General features: G+C 73.3%; 14 protein-coding genes. 6 read left to right on the forward strand and 8 right to left on the reverse strand.

Translation table 11 applies throughout. The features are described 5' to 3' along the window. Positions 1-197: 197 nt before the first annotated feature. From ACFCY1_RS22505 to ACFCY1_RS22535, 7 genes are all read right to left on the reverse strand, one after another. On the reverse strand, positions 198-1,049 hold the full coding sequence (locus ACFCY1_RS22505; protein WP_375875755.1) for a hypothetical protein: 852 nt from the start codon (positions 1,047-1,049) through the stop codon (positions 198-200). Then, on the reverse strand, positions 1,046-5,662 hold the full coding sequence (locus ACFCY1_RS22510; RefSeq protein WP_375875756.1) for an AAA domain-containing protein: 4,617 nt from the start codon (positions 5,660-5,662) through the stop codon (positions 1,046-1,048). The genes ACFCY1_RS22505 and ACFCY1_RS22510 overlap by 4 nt, the downstream gene beginning before the upstream one ends. A gap of 293 nt (positions 5,663-5,955) precedes the next feature. Next, positions 5,956-6,954 carry a hypothetical protein gene (locus ACFCY1_RS22515; protein ID WP_375875757.1) on the reverse strand — a complete coding sequence of 333 codons (999 nt, stop codon included), beginning with the start codon at positions 6,952-6,954 and terminating at the stop codon, positions 5,956-5,958. Continuing rightward, positions 6,951-7,883, reverse strand: coding sequence for an ABC transporter ATP-binding protein (locus tag ACFCY1_RS22520; RefSeq protein WP_375875758.1), 933 nt, complete (start codon positions 7,881-7,883; stop codon positions 6,951-6,953). Before ACFCY1_RS22520 ends, ACFCY1_RS22515 begins: the two co-directional genes overlap by 4 nt. A 113-nt stretch (positions 7,884-7,996) precedes the next feature. Beyond that, positions 7,997-8,422: a GntR family transcriptional regulator gene (locus ACFCY1_RS22525; RefSeq protein ID WP_049651617.1), complete on the reverse strand. Its 426-nt coding sequence runs from the start codon at positions 8,420-8,422 to the stop codon at positions 7,997-7,999. Between the two features lie 145 nt (positions 8,423-8,567). Continuing rightward, the gene (locus tag ACFCY1_RS22530; protein WP_375875759.1) at positions 8,568-10,049 is read right to left on the reverse strand and encodes a DUF2079 domain-containing protein; all 1,482 of its coding nucleotides are present in this window, start codon (positions 10,047-10,049) and stop codon (positions 8,568-8,570) included. Positions 10,050-10,264: 215 nt separating this feature from the next. Continuing rightward, the gene (locus ACFCY1_RS22535) at positions 10,265-10,906 is read right to left on the reverse strand and encodes an HD domain-containing protein (RefSeq protein ID WP_375875760.1); all 642 of its coding nucleotides are present in this window, start codon (positions 10,904-10,906) and stop codon (positions 10,265-10,267) included. A gap of 112 nt (positions 10,907-11,018) precedes the next feature. On the opposite strand from ACFCY1_RS22535, the gene ACFCY1_RS22540 reads away from it, so the two are divergent. The 6 genes from ACFCY1_RS22540 to pcp all read left to right on the forward strand — a co-directional run bounded on the left by ACFCY1_RS22540 (position 11,019) and on the right by pcp (position 17,350). Next, complete coding sequence (locus ACFCY1_RS22540; protein WP_375875761.1) at positions 11,019-12,011, forward strand: GlxA family transcriptional regulator; 993 nt, start codon at positions 11,019-11,021, stop codon at positions 12,009-12,011. 93 nt (positions 12,012-12,104) lie between these two features. Beyond that, positions 12,105-13,019, forward strand: a complete 915-nt coding sequence (locus ACFCY1_RS22545; protein ID WP_375875762.1) for an alpha/beta fold hydrolase — start codon at positions 12,105-12,107, stop codon at positions 13,017-13,019. Between the two features lie 63 nt (positions 13,020-13,082). After that, positions 13,083-13,811, forward strand: coding sequence for a MerR family transcriptional regulator (locus tag ACFCY1_RS22550; protein WP_375875763.1), 729 nt, complete (start codon positions 13,083-13,085; stop codon positions 13,809-13,811). A 152-nt stretch (positions 13,812-13,963) separates the two neighbouring features. Continuing rightward, the gene (locus tag ACFCY1_RS22555) at positions 13,964-15,196 is read left to right on the forward strand and encodes an MFS transporter (protein ID WP_375875764.1); all 1,233 of its coding nucleotides are present in this window, start codon (positions 13,964-13,966) and stop codon (positions 15,194-15,196) included. A 146-nt stretch (positions 15,197-15,342) separates the two neighbouring features. After that, positions 15,343-16,536: an alpha-hydroxy-acid oxidizing protein gene (locus ACFCY1_RS22560; RefSeq protein WP_375875765.1), complete on the forward strand. Its 1,194-nt coding sequence runs from the start codon at positions 15,343-15,345 to the stop codon at positions 16,534-16,536. 130 nt (positions 16,537-16,666) lie between these two features. Continuing rightward, positions 16,667-17,350 (forward strand): pyroglutamyl-peptidase I, encoded by a 684-nt coding sequence (gene pcp, locus ACFCY1_RS22565; protein ID WP_079272827.1) that lies wholly within the window; start codon positions 16,667-16,669, stop codon positions 17,348-17,350. 80 nt (positions 17,351-17,430) lie between these two features. Here pcp and ACFCY1_RS22570 read toward each other — a convergent pair whose 3' ends face one another. Next, entirely contained in the window at positions 17,431-19,542 is a 2,112-nt protein-coding gene (locus ACFCY1_RS22570) for a phosphocholine-specific phospholipase C (RefSeq protein WP_117492851.1), read from the reverse strand. Between the last annotated feature and the right edge of the window lie 217 nt (positions 19,543-19,759).

Here is a 19,759-nt window from a genome sequence, read left to right on the forward strand (position 1 = left end):
CCGGCGGCCCCGGTGGACACCAACCCCCTCCACCGAAGCCGCCGGCCCCCGCACCTACGGCTCGGGCGTCACCGCGGAACCCGAATCGCCGCGACCGCCCCGTCCTGCTTCAGCGAGACCGGCCGCCGCCGCTTCCTGAAGTCCCACGACTCCTCGGACCACTCCGACCGCGACGCGTGTGCCCTGCGCCGGCACTGCTACCGGGCACGGCCGGGGTGCGTGTCGGCGAGGTCGTTCAGGGCCGCGTTGACCACCTGCCAGCAGATGGCCAGGGTGTCGCGGTCCGGCCGGTGGCTCTCGCGAGCCTCGGCCTTGGGGTGGACGAAGTTCCGGTACTCGCGCAGCTCGTGGCTGAACTTCTCGATGTCCGCGCCGATCCACCCGACCCCGTGACACGCCACGATCAGATCGTGGAGGTTGATGCGGTCCTCCGACTTGCGGCCCAGAAGGGAGGGGTCCCGTTCCACGACGGTCTGGACCAGCACGCCCTCCATCAACGAGCCGAGCATGATGATCGCCGCGACGTGGGCGCCGTTGGCGTAGCAGGTGCGGGCCTCGTCCAGACGCCACTGGAGCAGTTCCGCCATGGCCTCGTCGGCGATGAGGTCCGCCATGACGACCTTCAGCTCGGCGGAGCCGTAGTGCGTCGGGTGCGCCAGCGCCGGGTCGCACGACACCAGCCGGGGGCTGCCGCCGGGGTTCTCCAGCCGGCACCCCTCGTGGATGAGGAAGGTGTTGACCGCCGCCACGACCTCGGTGAGCAGGCCGGGCTCCTCGAGGTACTCACGCGGATCGGCCAGCCTGAGCAGCACCTTCTCGATCTCCCCGGGCTGGTCGCGCCGGGCCATCAGCAGTTCGGCGGCCCACTCCCTGCGGTACTGGCCGTCGTACTCGGGCACCTCCTGCCAGCCGGCCCGCTTGAGGAAGGCCGCGATCTCGAAGCCGCGGCGGTAGAGGAGGTCGTCGTCGCCCGCGACGACGCGGGCGAGTTCCTCCAGGGTGTTCTCGTCCAGCGTGCGGTCGTCCTGCCGGCTGTGCGTCTGGGTCATGCCGTTCCTCCGGTCGAATCGGTGTCAGGGGCGGGGGCAGATTCGGCACCGTCCCCGTCGTCGGGGCCCTGTTGCCCCGGCGGCTCGTGGTTCTCCGCGCCTTCGTCGGGCAGTTCGTCGCCCTCCGGCAGTTCCAGTGGCGTCCACGGCCGCGTGTCCCCCGGCGGCGGGGAGGGCCGGGAGTAGTTCGCCGGGCGGATGCCCTGCCGGTCGAGTTCCTCCCACAGGCCCGCCAGGGCCTCGTCCGGGTCGAACCTGAACTCGCTCTCCCGGATGCGCCAGAACCGCCAGCCGACCCGCTGGAGTTCACGGTCGCGCTGCTGGTCGTGCCGGATCTGGTCGAGGGTCGAGTGGTAGTAGTCGCCGTCGCACTCCACGCCCAGGCGGCCGCGCGCGCCGATCACCACCAGGTCGATGCGCTTGCTGCCCGCCGGGTACTGGGGCACCACGTGGTAGCCGCGCTCCTTGAGCCGCAGGTAGACCTGCTGTTCGAAGAGGGAGTCGAAGGGCGGGCGCCGGACGTCGGGCAGCACGGCGCCGAGGTCGGCCGCCTCCGCCAGTGCGGCCGGCGGATTCTGCATGTAGCCCAGGAGGTTGAGCCGCAGGTCCCCGGGTTTGAGCTGGTCCGGCGGCACCGAGTAGAAGAGCCGCATCTGGTCCTGGGCGCGGCTGGCCGCCACGTTGTAGGCCTGCTGCTCGCTGCGCATGCCGCCGGCGATCTTCCGCACCCGGTCGACCACCATCGACAGCAGGATGACGTGCCGCTCGTCGCCCTGGAACTGGGCCGGGGTTCCCACCCGGATGCGGTGGCGCTCCCGGACCGGGGCCGGCAGGCGCTGTTCGATCAGCTGCTCCAGCAGTTTGACCTGGCCGAAGCCCTGGAGCACGATCACGCCCATGGTCTTGTGCTCGTACGCCGGGTCCGCGGCCAGCTCGGCGAGGCAGTCCACGATCGCCTCCGCTTCCTTCGGGTTGCGGATCCGTCCGTCGCGTCCCTCGGTGACCCCGCCCTCGACGTAGTGCGTCAGCAGCGGGTCGAGCCGTTCACCGCCGTACTGCCGCAGCGGGATGAGGCCCGGCGGGGTGTAGAAGGTCTCCGAGGACCAGCCGATGATCTCGGGCATGCAGCGGAAGTGCTCCTGCAGGCGGATGGTGGACGGGAAGAACGTCGACAGCAGCTGGTACAGGTTGGAGTGCGGCATGTACAACTGGCGCAGGTGGGCGGGGACTTCCGGCAGGTGCGCGGACAGCCGGTCCTGGATCTGCTGGGTGCGGCCCAGCCCGGTGACCGGTGGCGTGCACTGCTTGTCGTCGCCGACCACGATGATCCTCGGCGCGAGCCAGAGCAGGAACAGCGCGTCCATGCCGGCCTGACTGGCCTCGTCGACGATCACCACGTCGAAGGCGTCCTGCCTGGGCTTGATCATCTCCGCCACCCGCGCGATGGGCATCACCCAGGCCGGCACCGCTCCCTGGGCGACCTGCATCGCGCTGTGGGCGGCCGCCTTGAAGTGGGAGGCGCTCTTGCCCTTGCCCTTGCCGTACGACGCCATGTGCGTGCGGTAGGCCTGGAGTGCCGAGCGCTGCTCCTGGGTCATCCGCACCAGGCAGTGCAGCCGGCCGTGTGCGGCGGCCAGGTCTCCCGTGAGCTCCTCCAACTTCGCCTCGTGTTCGGTGAGTTCGCCGTCGAGGCGCTGCTCCCGGCCGGGCGCGCGTTCGTCGTCGATGAACTCGGACGCCTTCGCCCAGGCCCAGGCCTCCCGGAGCCGGGCGAGCCGCTCGTCCCAGGCCGGGTCCTCGGCCTCCGCTTCGAGCCTGCCGGCGAGCGCGGGCGACGCGCCGCGCAGGCCGTCGAGCAACTCCACGCAGCGGCGCCGCCGTTGGTCCCGTTGCTGCGCTGCCGCGAGCGCTTCGAGCTCCTTGGTGTACCGGTCGACGTCGCGGTCGCGCAGGGCCTGCGCCATGGCGAGCGCCTCGACCGGCGCGGCCACGCCGTCCTCCCCGCCGCGCAGGAGCCGGTCCCATCGGCCGAGCCGCTCCGAGGCCTCCTCCGCGCGCTGCCGGCCGGCCAGGGCCGCGACGGCCTCGGCGAAGTCCTGCCACGCCTGCGGCCGGGTGAGGTCGAGGTAGACCCCGTGGTGGACCAGGAGCTCGTCGACCTGCTCACGGATCCGGCCGAATTCATCGACCTCCGCGAGGTGTCGGTAGCGCTCGGACAGCGAGGCCAGTCGCACCTCCAGCGGCGCTTCCGGCACTGCCGCACCCACCTGCTCCCAGCGGGCCGCCACGGCGGCGAGGGCCGCGTGCGCGTGCAGATGGGCCAGCACGGCGCCGAGATCGTCGGCGGAGGCCGGCACCTTGCCGTCCACCGTGCAACTGCCGAGGAGTTCCTCGGCCTCCCGCTGCGCCCTGAACGCGAACCGGGTCCGCAGCCTGCGGCCCGCCGACAGCTGCTCCATCAGGGCCGGGATCGTGGCCGCCATCCGGCGGGCGCGCTCGGGGACCAGGAGGTCCGGGAGGACCACCGTGCGCAGACCGACCCGGTCGAGGCCCTCGGCCACCTCGGGGAGCACGCGCGCGACGTCGGCGACACGCTGCCAGAGATCGGGGTGGCGCCGGGCCAGCCGGTCCGTCAGCGCGCGCTCCACCCAGCCCTCGTCGCCCCAGCGCGCGGCCTCCCGGTGAACACCCAGACGGTGCAGTCGGTTTCGGCCGGAGCCCAGCAGCTCGGTCAGCCGGTCCGTGGTGGAGGTCTCCAGGGCGGCCAGGACGTTGCGCACCTCGATCGCCGCCGGTGAGAGACCGTTGACGCTCAACTGGCTCACCGCGAGGGCCGCCGCGACCTGGCCGGACGTCGGCAGCGTCTCCGCCGCCGGGAACACCCCGGACTCCGTCCACTGCCCGGCGCCGTCCCGCAGCAGCGCGAGCAGTTCCTCCGCCTGGACGGGCGAGAGCGGCGGTGCCTCCGGCGCCCGGTTCGGCAGCCTGCCGATCCAGCCCAGCCGCACCGCCTCGTCCTGCACCTTCCGCACGATCGCGGCGAGCGTCCCCGAGTAGCCCGGTGCGACCTCCGGGTGCTGGTAGACCTCCGCTTCCCGCAGCGAGACCACCTGCTCGGTCAGCAGCTTGATCCGGCTGCGCACCTCGTACCGGCGCTGGGTCAGCCGCTGGATCTCGTCCCGCAGCTGGTCGGTGTCGCCCGCCGCCACCCGATCGCTCAGCGCGTTGATGGTGCGTTCCAGTTCGCTGGCACCGTCCTGGCTGGTGGTACTGAGCAGCAACACGCACAAGTCCCTGACAGCCGGCGGGAGTTTGTCCCGGAGCACGGTCAGCGGCTGGTCCTTGGCGCTGGTCACGAGCACCCGCTGGCCCTGGGCCAGGAGCGCGGACACCAGGTTGGCGATGGTGTGCGTCTTTCCGGTGCCGGGCGGGCCCTGCACCACCACGCCGGTGTCCCGCTGCAACCGCTGGAGTACGGAGCGCTGCTGGGCGTTGGTCTTGCCGGGGAACAGCGGCTCGTCGCCGAAGAGCGCCGGCGCCTGCCGCCCGCCCCAGTTCTGCCGGTCCTCGGGGTTCAGCGACATCACCAACTGCGCCAGCCCGAGCGGGGCCCGGCGTTCGGACACCACGCTCTCCGCGATGCGGTCGTAGAACCTCAACACCTCATTGCGGTCCCTGGGCCGCTTCAGCAGGGCGGGCGCGAAGGTCAGCCTGGCGCCCTCATCCGGTCCCGCCGGCGGACGCCAGTTGGTGCTGAACGCCACCGGCCTGGGCAGGACCAGGTCCAGCCACTGCGAGAGGCACTCCAGCGCCTCCTCGCTCAACAGGTGGAAGGGCAGCGCGGAGAGCTCCTCGTTGAACGCCGCCGCACGCTCCGGCACCCAGCCGTCGTCCGCGTCCAGGAAGTCCCGGTCCTCCAGCCGGACCGCTCCGCTCTCCGTGAGGCGTACGGTGATCTGCGCGGTCCGCCGATCGACGTGGGTCTCCACCCGCCGCGAGAGCACGTGCCGGTGGATCACCCCGCCGTTCGGTTCCCGCCAGCTCAACAGGCCTGCGGCGAGCACGAGTTCCTGCTGGTCGTCCTGCCGCGCCAACTGCTGGTGCCAGTGGTAGACCTTCTCGTAGAGCTGACGCCGCGACCGCTCGGACCGCTCCCGCTCGGCCCAGATCCGCCAGCGCGCGAGCCACGGCCCGTACGCCCGCAGGACCTCCGCGGCCTCCTTCCGCGCGACGACCGCCTCGTCGCCCTGCCACCCGCCGGCTCCGCCCGCCGCCGGCTCCCCGGTCCGGTACGGACCCTCCTCCGCGAGCGGCGGGTCCTCGGCATCGGCGTCCTGGCACAGCCGCTCGTCGACCCACCCCTCCAGCACCGGCGGCAGTTCCGGCGCAGCGGCCTGCGGAACGTGGTCCAGGACCAACAACGGACGGTCGTCGTCCCCGGACGGCCTGGGCACCTTCGCCGGCAGGTCGGCCAGCCAGAGCGGCCCCCAGGAACGCGTGTCCCGGAGCCGCTGATGGCTGCTCTGCACGACCTCGCGCAGGAATCCGACCAGCGCGGCGGTCTGACCGATGACATCGGGGTCACCCGCATGTCGTCGTGGAACGCTCACCATTCTCCCTTCAGTCGGTGACGAACGTTCCAGCATGGGGGCGGCCTCGGGGACCGGAAGCCGGTCGGGCCAGAGTGGCCGAATTCCCGCCGACCGATGGCCGACTTTCACTCGACGGAAATTCGGATGGCCATTTCAACGGCACCGGAAAGCGAACGCATTTCCTGCCATCGAACACCTGAAGAACCGCCCGACCAGGCGGTTTCGGGCATGGAAAATCCCCCGGCGGTGCCGGGGGATTGACGAGGAATAGGAACTGTCGGCGACGGTTTTCGACGCCGCGGACAACCGTCGCGTCAGGCGCGAATGCGGCGGAAGACGGCGATCAGGAGGGCCGCGGCAAGGGCCAGGAGGATGCCGGCTTCGACGAGTTGGATGGGAGTGAGGTGGGCGGCCGGGTGGAAGCGGAGCCAGGAGGCGCTGGCCGTGTTGCAGGTGGTGTTGAGGGCGCAGGAGTCGGTGGTGACGCGGGTGCCGTCGGGGAAGACGACGCCCTGGTCGATGAGCCAGGCGTTGGTGGGCTGGGCGGTGCCCACGGGGGCCACCTGTTCCACGACCGGGTAGAAGAGCGGGCGGGCCCAGACGACCAGGCCGTGGGCGGTGGCGACGAGGGCACCGGTGGCGAACATCGCGGGGAGGGTGCGGCGGACGAGTTGGCCGACCAGGACGCCGAGGGCCAGCGCGAACAGGGACCAGGCGACCGGGGCGAGGCCGATGGCCGGGTAGGTGAAGAACTGGAACGGCGGGTCGAAGGCGTCCGGACCGTGTGCGATGTCCGTCCACCACACCCAGGTCATCAGGACGGCGATCACACCGCTGACGGCCAGGACGGCGAGGCCGGGGACGGCGAGGCGGACGGCCAGCCAGCGGGCCGGGCTGACGGACTGGGCGCGGATCAGCCGGATGGTGCCGCGTTCGTACTCCTGGGCCAGCAGCGGGGCGCCGATGAACACGCCGATCAGCAGCGGGAGGACGGTGACGGCGGGCTGGAGGACCTCCAGGTACCAGAAGTTGAGGCGGTTGATCGGTGCGAGGAGGGCCCAGCACTCGGAGTCGGACCAGGAGTCGGGGTAGTAGCAGCCGGTCCGCCGCAGGACGCCGATGATGTGGCGGAGGGCGACGTGGATCCAGACGAGGTCCGCCACCGCGAGGACGAGCAGCACGCCCAGGGTCCAGAACAGGAAGCGGTTCTGACGGAGCGTCAGCCAGATGAGACCGCGCAGGGCGGGGGTGGCGGGCCGCCGGTCGGCGGGAGCGGAGGTGGGGGCCCGGTCGGGCAGGACGTCGGTGCTCATGCGGCCACCCCGTTCGGGTCGGGCTTCACGCGGTTCGGGTTGTCGGCGGGGGTGTCGGCGGAGGCCCGGAGGTAGCCGAGCAGCAGGTCCTCCAGGCTCGGACGTTCGCTCTCCCATTCGCCGTCCACCGGCTCGTCGGTGCGGACCAGGGCGACGGCCCGGCGGCCGCTGACGCGCTGCTCGACCACCGTCTCGGCGGCCAGGGAGGAACCCTGGGCGGCCGGCCCGGTGAGCAGTCGGTGCCCGTCGAGGATCTCCTCCAGGTCACCGGCCAGCCGGACGCGTCCGCGCTGGACGAGGAGCAGGTGGTCGATGACGCCGTCCAGCTCGGGGAGGATGTGCGAGGACAGCACGATGCCGGCGCCGCGCTCGGCGGCGACCGACATCAGCGTGCCCATCAGCTGGTGCCGGGCGAGCGGGTCGAGGTCGGCCATCGGTTCGTCGAGCAGCAGCAGGTCGGGGAGCTTGCCGAGGGCGAGGGCGAGGCAGACCCGGGTGCGCTGGCCGCCGGAGAGCGAGCCGATCCGCGCCTTGGGGTTCAACTCGCCCTGCTCTGCGATCTGTTGGGCCACAGACTCGTCCCACACCGGGTTGAGCTCGCGGCCCATCCGCAGCGTCTCGGCGACGGTGAGGCCCGGGTAGAGCGGCTTGTCCTGCGGCACGTAGGCGACCCGGGCGCGCAGCTCGGGCGCACCGGCGGTGGCGCCGAGCACCCGCACCCTGCCCTCGGTGGGCGCGAGTTGACCGGCGGCGAGGGAGAGCAGGGTGCTCTTGCCCGCGCCGTTGGGGCCCACCACGCCGCAGATCCGCCCGGCCGGGACGGTGACATCGCAGCCGCGCAGCGCCCAGCCGCCGCGGTACCTCCTGCCGAGGCCTTCGGCCTCCAGGGCCGGCGCCGTCACGGGCGCCGTGGTCGTCGGGTCGTCCACCCGGTCCCCCCACTGTTCTCGGTTCGGTGTTGCCGGGGCGCCGCAGGCCCCGGCGTCGGGGTTTCGGGCCCCCCGATGTCGGAGCCCCGGTTTCGGCCCCCGGTGTCGGAGCCTCAGACCCCGTCGTCGGAGTCGGAGGCCCCAGAAGCAGAGACCCCGGTGTCGAAACGCTGCTCCAGGACGGAGGCCATCAGCGCGGTGATGTCCTCGCGCTCCAGTCCGGCCTCCCGGGCCTGGTCCACCCACCCGACCAGGCCCGCCCGCAGCGGCCCGTCCGCCGCCGCCTCCGGCCGGGCGAGCGAGCGCCGGACGAAGGTGCCGAGCCCCGGGCGGGGTTCGACCAGGCCTTCGCGTTCGAGCTCGCGATAGGCCTTCAGCACGGTGTTGGGGTTGATCGCGGTCAGTTCGACCACCTCTCGGGCGGTCGGCAGCTTGTCTCCGGGCTGGAGCAGTCCGAGCCGCAGGGCCTGCTTGGTCTGCTGCACGATCTGCTGGTAGGTGGAGACGCCGCTGCGCCGCTCGATGCGGTACTCGATCACCGGCGATTCAGCCTTTCACTAGTTCAATAGTGGAATGGTGGCGCACGGCGCCGCGCGGGTCAAGCCGGACCCGGGGGTGTCCGGTCTGGAGCTGTCCGGTCTGGGGCCGTCCGCTGCTCGGGGGTTGTCCGGCCCGGGAGGCGGCTCAGGGGCGTTGCAGCAGGAGCAGGCCGTCCTGCTCGACCAGCGGCCGGTAGCCACGCTCCCGGTAGACGGCCAGCATCCGGGCGGTGTCGGCGGTGGCGCACGGGGCCTGCACGCTCGGGTCGCGCAGGTCGACGGCCACCCACTGCGGGCCAGGACCCTCCGGCGTCCGGCACACCAGGGTGACCTCCGTCCGGCGGGTGAGCTGGGCCGCCAGCCGGTTGGAGGCGGCCACGGTGGCGTCGTCGGGTATCCGGTGGAGCAGCGCCCGGATCTCGGTGAGCCGGGGCGAGGTGCGCCAGGCCTCGGGCATCACCACCTCGTGCAGCGGGTAGAGCGGCAGCGTCACGGCGGCCACCAGGGCGCTGACGGCGAGCCCGCGCCTGGCCCGGCGCACCTCGACGCGGCGGCGCGCGTCACCCCGGCGACCTGCGTCAACCCGGCGCAGGACGTCCACCAGGGCCGCGAACGCGATCGGCATCAGCACCGCGCTGTAGTGGTAACTGACGCCCCAGTAGTGCGAGTTCGAGGAGAAAAGCCGCCAGGCGAGGGTGGGCACGCAGAGCAGCAGGAGCGGTGAGCGCAGGCCGATGAAGCCGGCGGTGGCGGCGAGCAGGAACAGCAGCAGCCACTTGACCGGCGGCCAGCCGAGCCGCAGTGGCAGTTCCCAGAGCGAGGCCTGCCCGCCCTGCCCGCCGCCGTCCAGCTGCTGCCAGTAGTCGAAGCCCCCGCTCGGGTTGAACGCCGGGAGCACGACGAGCACGGTGAGCGCGGTCGCGGCGAGCCCGAAGGCGGCGAGGGCGAGCCCGGGCAGTGGACTACTGTGCCGCTCCCGCCGGGCCTGCCAGGCGATCAGGACCCCGACGGCGGCCACCGTCAGCCCGAGGTCCTCCTTGACCAGCAGCAGCGGCAGCGACCAGAGCGCGGCGGCGAGCGGCCGGCGCCGACCGAGTGCGGTGGCGGCGAAGGCGATCAGCGGGACGGCGAAGGCGATCTCGTGGAAGTCGTCGGCCGCCGCCCGAACGATCCCCCAGGAGGCCCCGGTGGCGCAGCCGACGAGCAGCGCCACCCGCGGCCCGGCCACCTCGTGGGCCCAGCGGGTCAGCGGGACGACGGCCAGCGCCATCAGCAGCGCCTGGGCGACGACGAGGGTGAGCGGGCTCGGGAAGGCCCGGTAGGCGGGGGCGAGGACCGCGATCAGCGGGTGGAAGTGGTCCCCGAGCAGGTGGTAGCCGGGGCCCTTGAGCGGCACGATCGGCGCCTGCCCGTGGGCGTACGCCCGGACGGCCTGCTCGAAGATGCCCAGGTCGTAGGCCTTGGTGAGGCCGCGCCGGTGCCGGTTGACGGCGACGCAGGCGTACAGCGCGGCGAACCCGGCCGCCAGGCCCCACGCGAGCGGGGCGGGGCGGCGGGCGCGGGGCGGTACGGACGGAAGAGCGGCCGTACTCGGAACGGCCCGGGACACGGAGGAGGGAGCGGGCATCGGCAAAGTACCCTTTCACTATTCGATTAGTGGAAGGGTGGTGGAACCCCGATCCCCCGTCAAACCCGGCCGGGCGACGCCGACCGGGCCCCCGGGCTGCCCTCAGAAGCCCGCGTCCAACGCCCCCGACCGATGCCCGCAACCAATGCCCACGGCCAGCGCCCGCATCCAACGCCCGCGACCAGAACCCCTTCGCCGAAAGCCCCCGCCCCGGCTCACTCCCCCCACTCGGAGCCCTTGATCACCTCCACGAAGTCGCCGCGCTCGAAGCCGGGCACGAAGTGCGCGAGCACGTCCGCCTTGACGTTGCCGAAGGTCGTGTCCGGGCGGCCCTTGATGCCGTCAGTGAACGCGGCCAGGATGCGGTTCTTGAAGTCGGGCCGCGGATGGGCCGCGACCACGGCGGCCCGCTGCTCCGCGGAGATCGCGTGGTAGCCGATCCCCAGCACGTCCAGTTCCACGCCGCGGGTGACCAGGGCGATCTCCGGCGCCATGTGCAGCGGGATCTCCGGGGTGGTGTGCAGGGCGATGGCGGTCCAGACCCGCTGCGCCGGCTCGCCGGTGATGCCGTGGGCCGCCAGGAAGCGGCGGGCCTCGTCGGCACCGTCGATCTCGAACCGCTGGTCGGTCCGGGCGAAGCGGCCGGTGAGGCCGAGGTCGTGGAACATCGCGCCCACGTACAGCAGCTCCGGGTCGAACTCCAGCCCCTGTTCGGCGCCGCGCAGCGCCCCGAACAGGAACACCCGGCGCGAGTGGTCGAACAGCAGGGGCGCGGCCGCCTCCCGCACCAGTTCGGTCGCTTCCCGGGCCAGGGCGCTGTCCGGGACGCGCACGCCCGCGATCGTCTCGTTCGTCATGGTTCCTCCGCGTTCATTCGTTTCGGGGGCTGTTCGGTCGACTCCTCCACCCTCGCCCGGTGGCGTACGCTGCCGCCATGTCGGTACGGACAGCCGGACCTCGGATTCGGACATGACGCGCCTGGTCGCCTTCCTCGTGTTCGACGGGGTGACGCTGCTCGACGTCAGCGGTCCGCTGGAGGTGTTCCACCAGGCCGGCCGGCTCGGCCACCCGTACCGGACCGTCCTGGTCTCCCCGGGCGGCGGCACCGTCACCGCCTCCAACGGCGTGGCCCTGGCGGACACCGCCGCACCGGACGACGTCCAGGGAGTACTCGGCCCCCGGGAACCCCTCGACACCCTGGTCGTCGCCGGCGCCGACCACCTGGCCGCCCGGGGCCCGGACGCACCCCTGCTCGCCGCCGCGGAGGGCCTCGCCGGGCGGGCCCGGCGGGTCGCCTCGGTGTGCAGCGGCGCCTTCGTGCTCGCCGCGCTGGGGCTGCTCGACGGCCGCCGGGCCACCACCCACTGGCGCCACGCCACCGCCCTCGCGCTCCGCCACCCCGGGGTGCGGGTCGAACCCGACGCCCTGCACGTCCGGGACGGCCGCTACCACACCAGCGCCGGCATCAGCGCGGGCATCGACCTCGCCCTCGCCCTGGTCGAGCACGACCACGGCGCCGAGGCCGCCCGCGCCATCGCCCGCGAGCTGGTCGTCTTCGTGCAGCGCCCGGGCGGCCAGTCGCAGTTCTCCACCGCCCTGGCCACCCCGCCCGCCCGCAGCGGCCTGCTGCGCACGCTCACCGACGCCGTCCTCGCCGACCCGGGCGCCGACCACAGCCTGCCCGCGATGGCCGCCGCGGCCGCCGTCAGCACCCGCCACCTGACCCGGCTCTTCCAGGCCGAGCTGAACACCACCCCGGCCCGCTGGGTCGAGCGCGTCCGCCTCGACCGCGCCCAACAGCTGCTCCTCGACGGCCACGGCATCACCGCCGCCGCCCGGCTCAGCGGCCTGGGCAGCGACGAGACCCTGCGCCGCGCCTTCGCCCGCCGGCTGGGCACCACGCCCACCGAGTTCCGCAACCGCTTCACCACCACGGCCGCCCCGAACGCCCCGAGCCCCTGACGCCCCCCCGCACCGGCGGCCCGGCCCCTCCCGGGGAAGTCCCGCGACCGGACGCTTGACCTTGACGCTACGTCAGGGTTGCAGGCTTGCCGCATGACGAACGAGAGCACCTCCAGCACTCCGCTCCACCCCCCGGTCGGCGGCTTCCAGGAGATCGACGGCCGCCGCCTCTACCTGCACCGCCAGGGCACGGGCGGGCCCGCGGTCGTCCTCCTGCCCGGCGCGAGCGCCATCGGCCTGGACTACTTCGGCGTCCAGCAAGGGGCCTCGCGGTTCACCACCGCCGTGGTGTACGACCGCGGCGGCACCGGCTTCAGCGACGACGCCGCGCTGCCGCGCACCGCCGCCGAGGTGGCGACCGAACTGCACGAACTGCTGCACGCCCAGGGCGTCCCCGGCCCGTACGTCCTGGTCGCGCACTCGCTCGGCGGCGCCTACGCCCACGGCTTCGCCCAGCGCTATCCGCAGGACGTGGCCGGGCTGGTCTGGCTGGACGCCTTCCACCGGGACTGGGACGACTACCTGCCCGCCGAGGCGAGCCTGGCCGCCAGCGTGCGGCTGTCGCCCACCGAGGAGCAGCTGCGGCAGGCGCTCCCGGGCATCCGGCAGATGGCCGCGGAACTGCTCGTGGACTTCCCCGCGGACGTCCGGGACGCGGTGGTCGAGTACCACGTGAGCGAGCGCTGGATCCACGCCGGCATCGCCGAGCGCGCCTCGATGGCCGACCTGGCCGTCGAGCTGCGGGCCGGGGCGGACCTGCCCGACGTCCCGCTGATCGCGCTCACCCCGCTGGGCGTCGACCCCGGCCAGCGGGCGCTGATGTCCGAGGAGGCCCTGCGGGAGATGCACGACGGCAAGACGCGGCTGTACGCGGCCATGGTGGACGCCGTCTCGGACGGGGAGCAGCGTATCCTCCCCGACACCGGCCACAGCCAGTTCGTCTTCGAGCGGGCCGACGCCGTGGTCCAGGCGATCCGCGACGTCGTGGACCGGGCGGGCCGCGCCTAGACTTCGACCCCGGCCCCTGGCGCCACCCCGGCCGCAGGACGTCAACACGACAGGAGCGCACCGGTGCTGACGATCGGTCAACTCGCGTCGACCGCCGGCGTGACCGTACGCACCGTGCGCCACTACCACCAGGTGGGACTGCTGCCCGAGCCCGAACGCGACGGCTCCGGCTACCGCCGCTACAGCGCTCAGGCGGCGGTCGACCTCATCCGGATCAGGACGCTCGCCGACGCCGGCGTGCCGCTGGCCCGGATCGACGAAATGCTGCGGGCACGGCCCGAGGAGTTCGCCGCCGCCGTCGCCGAGCTCGACGCCGAACTGGAGCGCCGGATCGAGCAGCTCGCCGAGCACCGCCGCCGGATCGCCGACCTGGCGAGCGGCGAACGGCTCGCCCTGCCACCCGAGGTGGTCGCCATCCTGGACCGGATGCGCGCGCTCGGGGTCGGCGAACAGTCGGTACGGCTCGAACGCGATACCTGGATCCTGCACCAGGCCCTGGACCCGGAGGCCATGCGCCGGGGCATCCAGGAGAAGAACGCAAGCTTCGACGACCCCGAGACGACGCGGCTGTTCCTGCTCTGCGACCAGTCGCTCGACTGGGCACCGGACGATCCGCGCGTGGACCGGCTGATCGACGACCTGGACGCGTGGGAGGTCGCCCACGGGCGGGACAGCAGCCGGCCCGGGAACCAGGCGGTGATCTTCTCCCGGCTCGCCGAGGCCTCGCCGACCTGGCAGCGCATCCTCGGCGAGATCGCGCACCGCGCCAGACAGCGCCACGCCGCCGGGTAACGCCGGACGCCGGGCCGCGCCGAACCGCAGGGCGACGCCGGAGCGCCGGCCCCGCGCGGAAGCGTTGACGTCGGATTCACGCCAGCCCAACCCCCGGTCGGATTGGTGGACTTCGGGTGACACACCCACCACCCACCGACGGGACCTCCGGCATGCCGACCGGCACCACCCTCAGCTCGACCCAGCCCACCCCGAAGCCGCCCACCCCGAAGTCCCGCCCCCGCAACGGCGGCGGCACCCTCGCCGTCCTCGCCGTGACGACCGGCGTCTTCTCCATCGTCACCACCGAGATCCTCCCGATCGGCCTGCTGACCCCGATCGGCGCCACCTTCCGGATCTCCGACGGCACGGCCGGGCTGATGATGACCCTGCCGGGCATCGTCGCCGCGGTGGCCGCCCCCGTGGTGACCGTCGCGACCAGGCGTGCGGACCGGCGGACGATGCTTTGCGCGCTGCTGCTGGTCCTGACCCTGGCGGACCTGCTCAGCGCCCTGGCCCCCGCCTACTGGGCGGTGCTGGCCGCCCGGGTCGCCCTCGGTCTGGTCATCGGGGCGTTCTGGTCGATCGGTTCCGGGCTCGCCCCGCGCCTCGTCCCGGAGCACCGGCAGGCCCGGGCCAACACGCTGATCTTCTCCGCCGTCCCGCTCGGCTCGGTGCTCGGCGTGCCGGCAGGGGTGTTCCTCGGCTCCGTGGCCGGCTGGCGGGCGGCCTTCCTGGCGATGGCGGCGCTGACCGTGCTCGCGCTGGCCGCCCTCCTGCGGTCGCTGCCGCCGCTGCCCCCGCTGACCGCCACCGGGCTGGGCGTGCTGCGCGCACTGCTGGCCGGCCGGGGCACCCTGACCGGGATCGCGGTGACCTTCCTGATCGTGCCGGCCCACTTCGGCAGCTACACCTACGTCACCCCGTTCCTCACCGGCACCACCCACGCCGGCCCCGGCCTGGTCACCGCCCTGCTGCTCGGCTACGGCGCCGCCGGACTGCTCGGCAACGTCCTGGCCGGCGGCCGGGCGGCCGGGGCACTGCGTCCGGTGTTCGGCACGGCGGCCGTGCTGCTCGCCGCCGCGGCCCTGCTGCTGCCGCTGCTGGGCACCGGCGGTCCGGGCGCCGCCGTCCTGCTGGCCCTCTGGGGCGTGGCGTACGGCGCCGTCCCGGTCTGTTCGCTCAGCTGGTTCCTCGCCGCGGCCCCGCACGCCCCGGAGGGTGCCGGGGTGGTCTTCACCTCGGCGTTCCAGGCCGGCTTCTCGATCGGCGCGCTGACCGGCGGGCTGGTGGTGGACCACTCCTCCCCCGCCACGGTCATGCTGCTCGGCGGGGCGGTCGCCCTGCTCGCCGCGGCCACCGTGTGGCGGTACGGCCACCGGGTCCGTCCCGAGCCGACACCCTGAACACCCGCGCCCCGACCCTGGCCGTCGGCACGGTTCGTGGCGAGAATGCCGGGGTGCCGTCGACCCGCCCGCCCGTCCTGCGGGGTGGGCGGGCGGCGCCGGCCGGGACGGTCCCGGGCGGGTGCGGACGGAAGGACGGCCGGCGGATGGTCTACCAGCAGAGTGACCCGGCGTTCCAGGGGCGGTTCGGCGACTACCAGACCGAGATCTACCTGCGCGGGCTCGGCGGCGTCCTGCCGACGATGCCGATGGCCTTCGCCGAGCTGGAGGCGCGGGCGGGCGCGGCGCTGCCGCCCTCCGTGCTCTCCTATGTCGCGGGCGGCGCGGGCGACGAGTCCACCCAGCGCGCGAACGTCGCCGCCTTCGGGCGGTGGGGCCTGGTGCCGCGGATGATGGTCGGCGCGAGCACGCGGGACCTGTCGGTGGAGCTGTTCGGCCTGCGGCTGCCGACTCCGCTGTTCATGGCGCCGATCGGGGTGATCGGCCTGTGCGCGCAGGACGGGCACGGGGACCTGGCCACCGCCCGGGCCGCCGCCCGGACCGGCGTCCCGATGGTCGCCTCCACCCTGACGGTCGATCCGCTGGAGCAGGTGGCCGCCGAGTTCGGCGACACCCCCGGCTTCTTCCAGCTCTACACCCCCACCGACCGGGCACTGGCGGAGAGCCTGGTCCACCGGGCGGAGGCCGCGGGCTACCGGGGCATCGTCGTCACCCTGGACACCTGGGTCACCGGCTGGCGCCCGCGCGACCTGGCCACCGCCAACTTCCCGCAGCTGCGCGGCCACTGCCTGGCCAACTACACCTCCGACCCGGTGTTCCGCGCCCGCCTCGCCAGGGCGCCGGAGGAGGACGTGCGGGCGGCCGTCCTGGAGTGGGCCGGCGTCTTCGGCAACCCGCTGACCTGGGACGACCTGCCCTGGCTGCGCTCGCTCACCGACCTGCCGATCCTCCTCAAGGGCATCTGCCACCCCGAGGACGTGCGCCGCGCCAGGGACGGCGGCGTCGACGGCGTCTACTGCTCCAACCACGGCGGCCGCCAGGCCAACGGCGGCCTGGCCGCCCTCGACGCGCTCCCCGACGTGGTCGCGGCCGCCGACGGACTGCCCGTCCTCTTCGACTCGGGCGTCCGCTCGGGCACCGACGTCGTCAAGGCGCTCGCCCTCGGCGCCACCGCCGTCGGCGTGGGCCGCCCGTACGCCTACGGCCTGGCGCTGGAGGGCACCGACGGCATCGTCCACGTGCTGCGCTCGCTGCTCGCCGAGGCCGACCTCCTGATGGCCGTCGACGGCTACCCCACCCTCGACTCGCTCCGTGCGGACGGCGCGCTGCGCCGGACCTGACGCCGGGTGAAGTCCCGGTGTCCAACGGTGTCCGACCGCGACCTGCGGGGCTTGCCGGGACATTCGGGACGGCCCTACGCTCGAAGGCATAAATCGGGTCCGTACGTTCCCGTACGCTGGGAGGTCCGCCATCATCCGCGTCCTGCTGACCGCCTTCGAACCGTTCGGCCGCGATCCCCTGAGTTCGTCCCTGGAGGCGGGCCGGCTGGTCGCCGCCGGTCCGCCGGCCGGAGTGGCCCTGGAGTTCGCCGGGCTGCCCTGGGTGTACGGCGACTCGATCGCCGAACTGCGCCGGGCGGTGGCCCGGTTCGAGCCGGACCTGGTCATCGCCACCGGCCAGGGCGGCAACCGCCCGGACCTCACGGTCGAGCGGGTGGCGGTCAACCTCGACGACGCCGTCCGCGCTCCCGACCGGAAGGGCAACCAGCCGGTCGACCAGCCGGTCGTGCCGGAGGGCCCGGCCGCCTACTTCTCCTCCCTGCCGGTCAAGGCCTGCGTGGCGGCGGTCCAGCTGGCCGGGATCCCGGCCACCGTCTCGCACACCGCCGGCACCCACCTCTGCAACCACGTCTTCTACGGGCTGGCGCACCTGATCGCCACCGAACGCCCGGAGCTGCGTGGAGGGTTCGCGCGTCTGCCGTACCTGCCGAGCCAGGTGTCCGGCCGGGACACGAGCGCGTCGATGTCGGCGGAGACGGCGGCCGAGGGGGTGCGCATCCTGATCCGCAGCGCCGTGGCCGCCCTCCACTCGCCGCCCGTCGGCACGGTGGCCGGCCCGCGCCGACGGACCTGGCTGCCCCGCCGGGGCGGCTGACCGCCCGGGCCCCCGTCGACCAGAGCGGTCGACGAGGGCCCGTCAGCGCGGGCCGGTTCCGTCCACGGAGGCCCGTCCGGTCAGCGCGGGCCGGGGTCGCTGGTGCCGGGGCGGCCGTTCTCCAGGTGTCCGGCCCAGCGGCGGCGGAAAGCCGGACCGTCCGCGGTCGCGACCGTGACGTCGTACCAGCGGCGGTCGGCGGGCAGCTCGAAGGTGAACCGGGCCGAGGCGCCGGGGCGGAGGGAGCGGCTCTGCTTCGAGCCCTTCGCGTAGGCGTTCTCGGCGGTGACCGTCCTGGCCACCGGCCCGTGGTTGGCGACCGTGACGCGCACCTGGTTCTTCGACGGGTCGAAGCGCGCCACCAGCCCGGCCCGGGCCGTGCCCTCGAACTCCTGCACCGAGCCGTTCGGGCCGTGGGCGGCCAGGTGGTAGTCGCCGGCGCCGGTCAGCGGCCAGAAGTCGGCGAAGGTGTCGCCGGCCGAGACGGTGTAGCGGCGCGGGGCGGCCGTCGGCGCCGTCCGGTCGTAGACGTAGAGCCACGCGCCGACCGAGCCCCGGTTCTCCAGTTCGAGCCGGAACTGCCCGGCGGTGTCCGTCTCCTCCTCGTTGACCCGCAGGTCGTACGGGAGGGCGCGGGCGGGCCGGGTGCCCGGCTCCTGGGTGGGCATCCGCTGTGGCAGCGGCACCTGGTAGGGCTTGCCCTGCGAGGCGATCGGCGCGGGCACCGGGATCCGGACGCGCCGCGCGTCGGTGCCCCGGAAGTCGAGCGCCGAGGTGAGGTCGCCGCAGACCGACCGGCGCCAGGCGCTGATGTTGGGCTCCTCGATGCCGAAACGGGCCTCCAGGAACCGCAGCACCGAGGTGTGGTCGAAGGTCTCCGAGCAGACCCAACCACCGCGCGACCACGGGGAGATGACCATCAGCGGCACCCGCGGTCCGAGGCCGATCGGCTGGAGTCCGCCCGGGTCGGCGCCGGGGACCAGCGGGCTCATCTCGCCCGGGTACTTCGAGAGGTCCAGCAGCTCGTCGCCGAGGCTCGCCTCCAGGTCGGCGGAGACCATGCCCGGGCCGCCCGGACGGCTGGCGACCGGCGGCATCGGCGGGACGACGTGGTCGAACAGGCCGTCGTTCTCGTCGTAGTTGATGAGGAAGACGGTCCGCCCCCAGACCTCGGGGTTCGCGGTGAGCGCGTCCAGCACGAGGTTGATGTAGTACGCGCCGTCGGTGGGCGTCGCGGAGGGGTGCTCGCTGTACTTGTACGGCGGGACGATCCAGGAGACCTGCGGCAGCCGGCCCTGCTCGACGTCGGCCCGGAACTCCTTGAGCGTGTGGTCGGTGGCCCCCTTCTCCACCAGCGGGCCCGACGCGCCCTCGGCCACCTGGTACCGCTCGAAGAACATCAGCGAGTTGTCGGTGTAGTTGTCCGTCGGCGTGCCCGGCTCGCCCGAACCGCCCTGGTAGAGCTTCCAGCTGACCCCGGCCGACTCCAGGCGCTCGGGGTACGTCGTCCAGGTGTAGCCGTTGGTGTCGTTGCGCTCCCACAGGCCGGGCCCGTTGGGCCGGCGGCCGTACGCGTTGCGCGGGTCGCTGGTGCCGGTCCAGAGGTAGATCCGGTTGGGGGCGGTGTCGGCGTGGACGGAGCAGAAGTACGCGTCGCAGACGGTGAAGGCCTCGGCCAGCGCGAAGTGGTACGGCAGGTCCTGGCGCTTGAGGTGGCCCATCGTCATGACGTCCTGCTTCTGGTTCACCCACTGGTCGTGGCGCCCCTCGTTCCAGGCGAGGTGGCCGCTGCTCCAGCCGTGGTCGGTACCGGCCTGGTACTCGGTGGTGTTCCGGGGGTCGATGTACCAGGGCAGCACCTCCTGCTCGGAGGCCGGCAGGCCGCGGTCGTGGTAGCGGCCGGTCTTCACGGCGGCGGCGGGCTGGTGCCAGTTCGGCCGGCCGTTCGGCAGCAGCGTGGGCCGGGGGTCGTCGAACCCGCGGACGCCGCGCAGGGTGCCGAAGTAGTGGTCGAAGGAACGGTTCTCCTGCATCAGGATGACGACGTGCTCGACGTCCTCGATCGAACGGGTCCTGCCGATCGCGGGCAGCGCCATGGCCTTGGCAACCGCGGGCGGAAAGGCGGCGAGGCCGGCGGCGGCCGCGGAGGCGCCGCCCAGTTGGAGGAAACGGCGCCGGTCGATGGAGGCCACGTGGTGTCCTTCGCGTCGTGAGTGCATGGTCGGACGAGAAAGCTCGACCATAGGGGCCCACGAACCGTCATGTACACGGTCCTCCAGCGAACGCCGCATGATCATTCGACCAACACCCCGACAACGCGAAGAACCCCCATCCGGGACCCGGATGGGGGTTCTTCTGAAGAATTGTTCGGCGGCGTCCTACTCTCCCACAGGGTCCCCCCTGCAGTAC

The organism is Kitasatospora sp. NPDC056273 (genome assembly GCF_042268845.1).
In the GTDB taxonomy this organism is placed as follows: Bacteria; Actinomycetota; Actinomycetes; order Streptomycetales; family Streptomycetaceae; genus Kitasatospora.

What these genes read in the sequence shown, in the direction of transcription:
- ACFCY1_RS22540 (WP_375875761.1), top strand. Translation starts at nt 11,019, where the DNA reads ATGACGCGCCTGGTCGCCTTCCTCGTGTTCGACGGGGTGACGCTGCTC.
- ACFCY1_RS22560 (WP_375875765.1), top strand. Translation starts at nt 15,343, where the DNA reads ATGGTCTACCAGCAGAGTGACCCGGCGTTCCAGGGGCGGTTCGGCGAC.
- ACFCY1_RS22545 (WP_375875762.1), top strand. Translation starts at nt 12,105, where the DNA reads ATGACGAACGAGAGCACCTCCAGCACTCCGCTCCACCCCCCGGTCGGC.
- ACFCY1_RS22530 (WP_375875759.1), bottom strand. Translation starts at nt 10,049, where the DNA reads ATGCCCGCTCCCTCCTCCGTGTCCCGGGCCGTTCCGAGTACGGCCGCT.
- ACFCY1_RS22505 (WP_375875755.1), bottom strand. Translation starts at nt 1,049, where the DNA reads ATGACCCAGACGCACAGCCGGCAGGACGACCGCACGCTGGACGAGAAC.
- ACFCY1_RS22555 (WP_375875764.1), top strand. Translation starts at nt 13,964, where the DNA reads ATGCCGACCGGCACCACCCTCAGCTCGACCCAGCCCACCCCGAAGCCG.
- ACFCY1_RS22535 (WP_375875760.1), bottom strand. Translation starts at nt 10,906, where the DNA reads ATGACGAACGAGACGATCGCGGGCGTGCGCGTCCCGGACAGCGCCCTG.
- ACFCY1_RS22510 (WP_375875756.1), bottom strand. Translation starts at nt 5,662, where the DNA reads ATGGTGAGCGTTCCACGACGACATGCGGGTGACCCCGATGTCATCGGT.
- ACFCY1_RS22515 (WP_375875757.1), bottom strand. Translation starts at nt 6,954, where the DNA reads ATGAGCACCGACGTCCTGCCCGACCGGGCCCCCACCTCCGCTCCCGCC.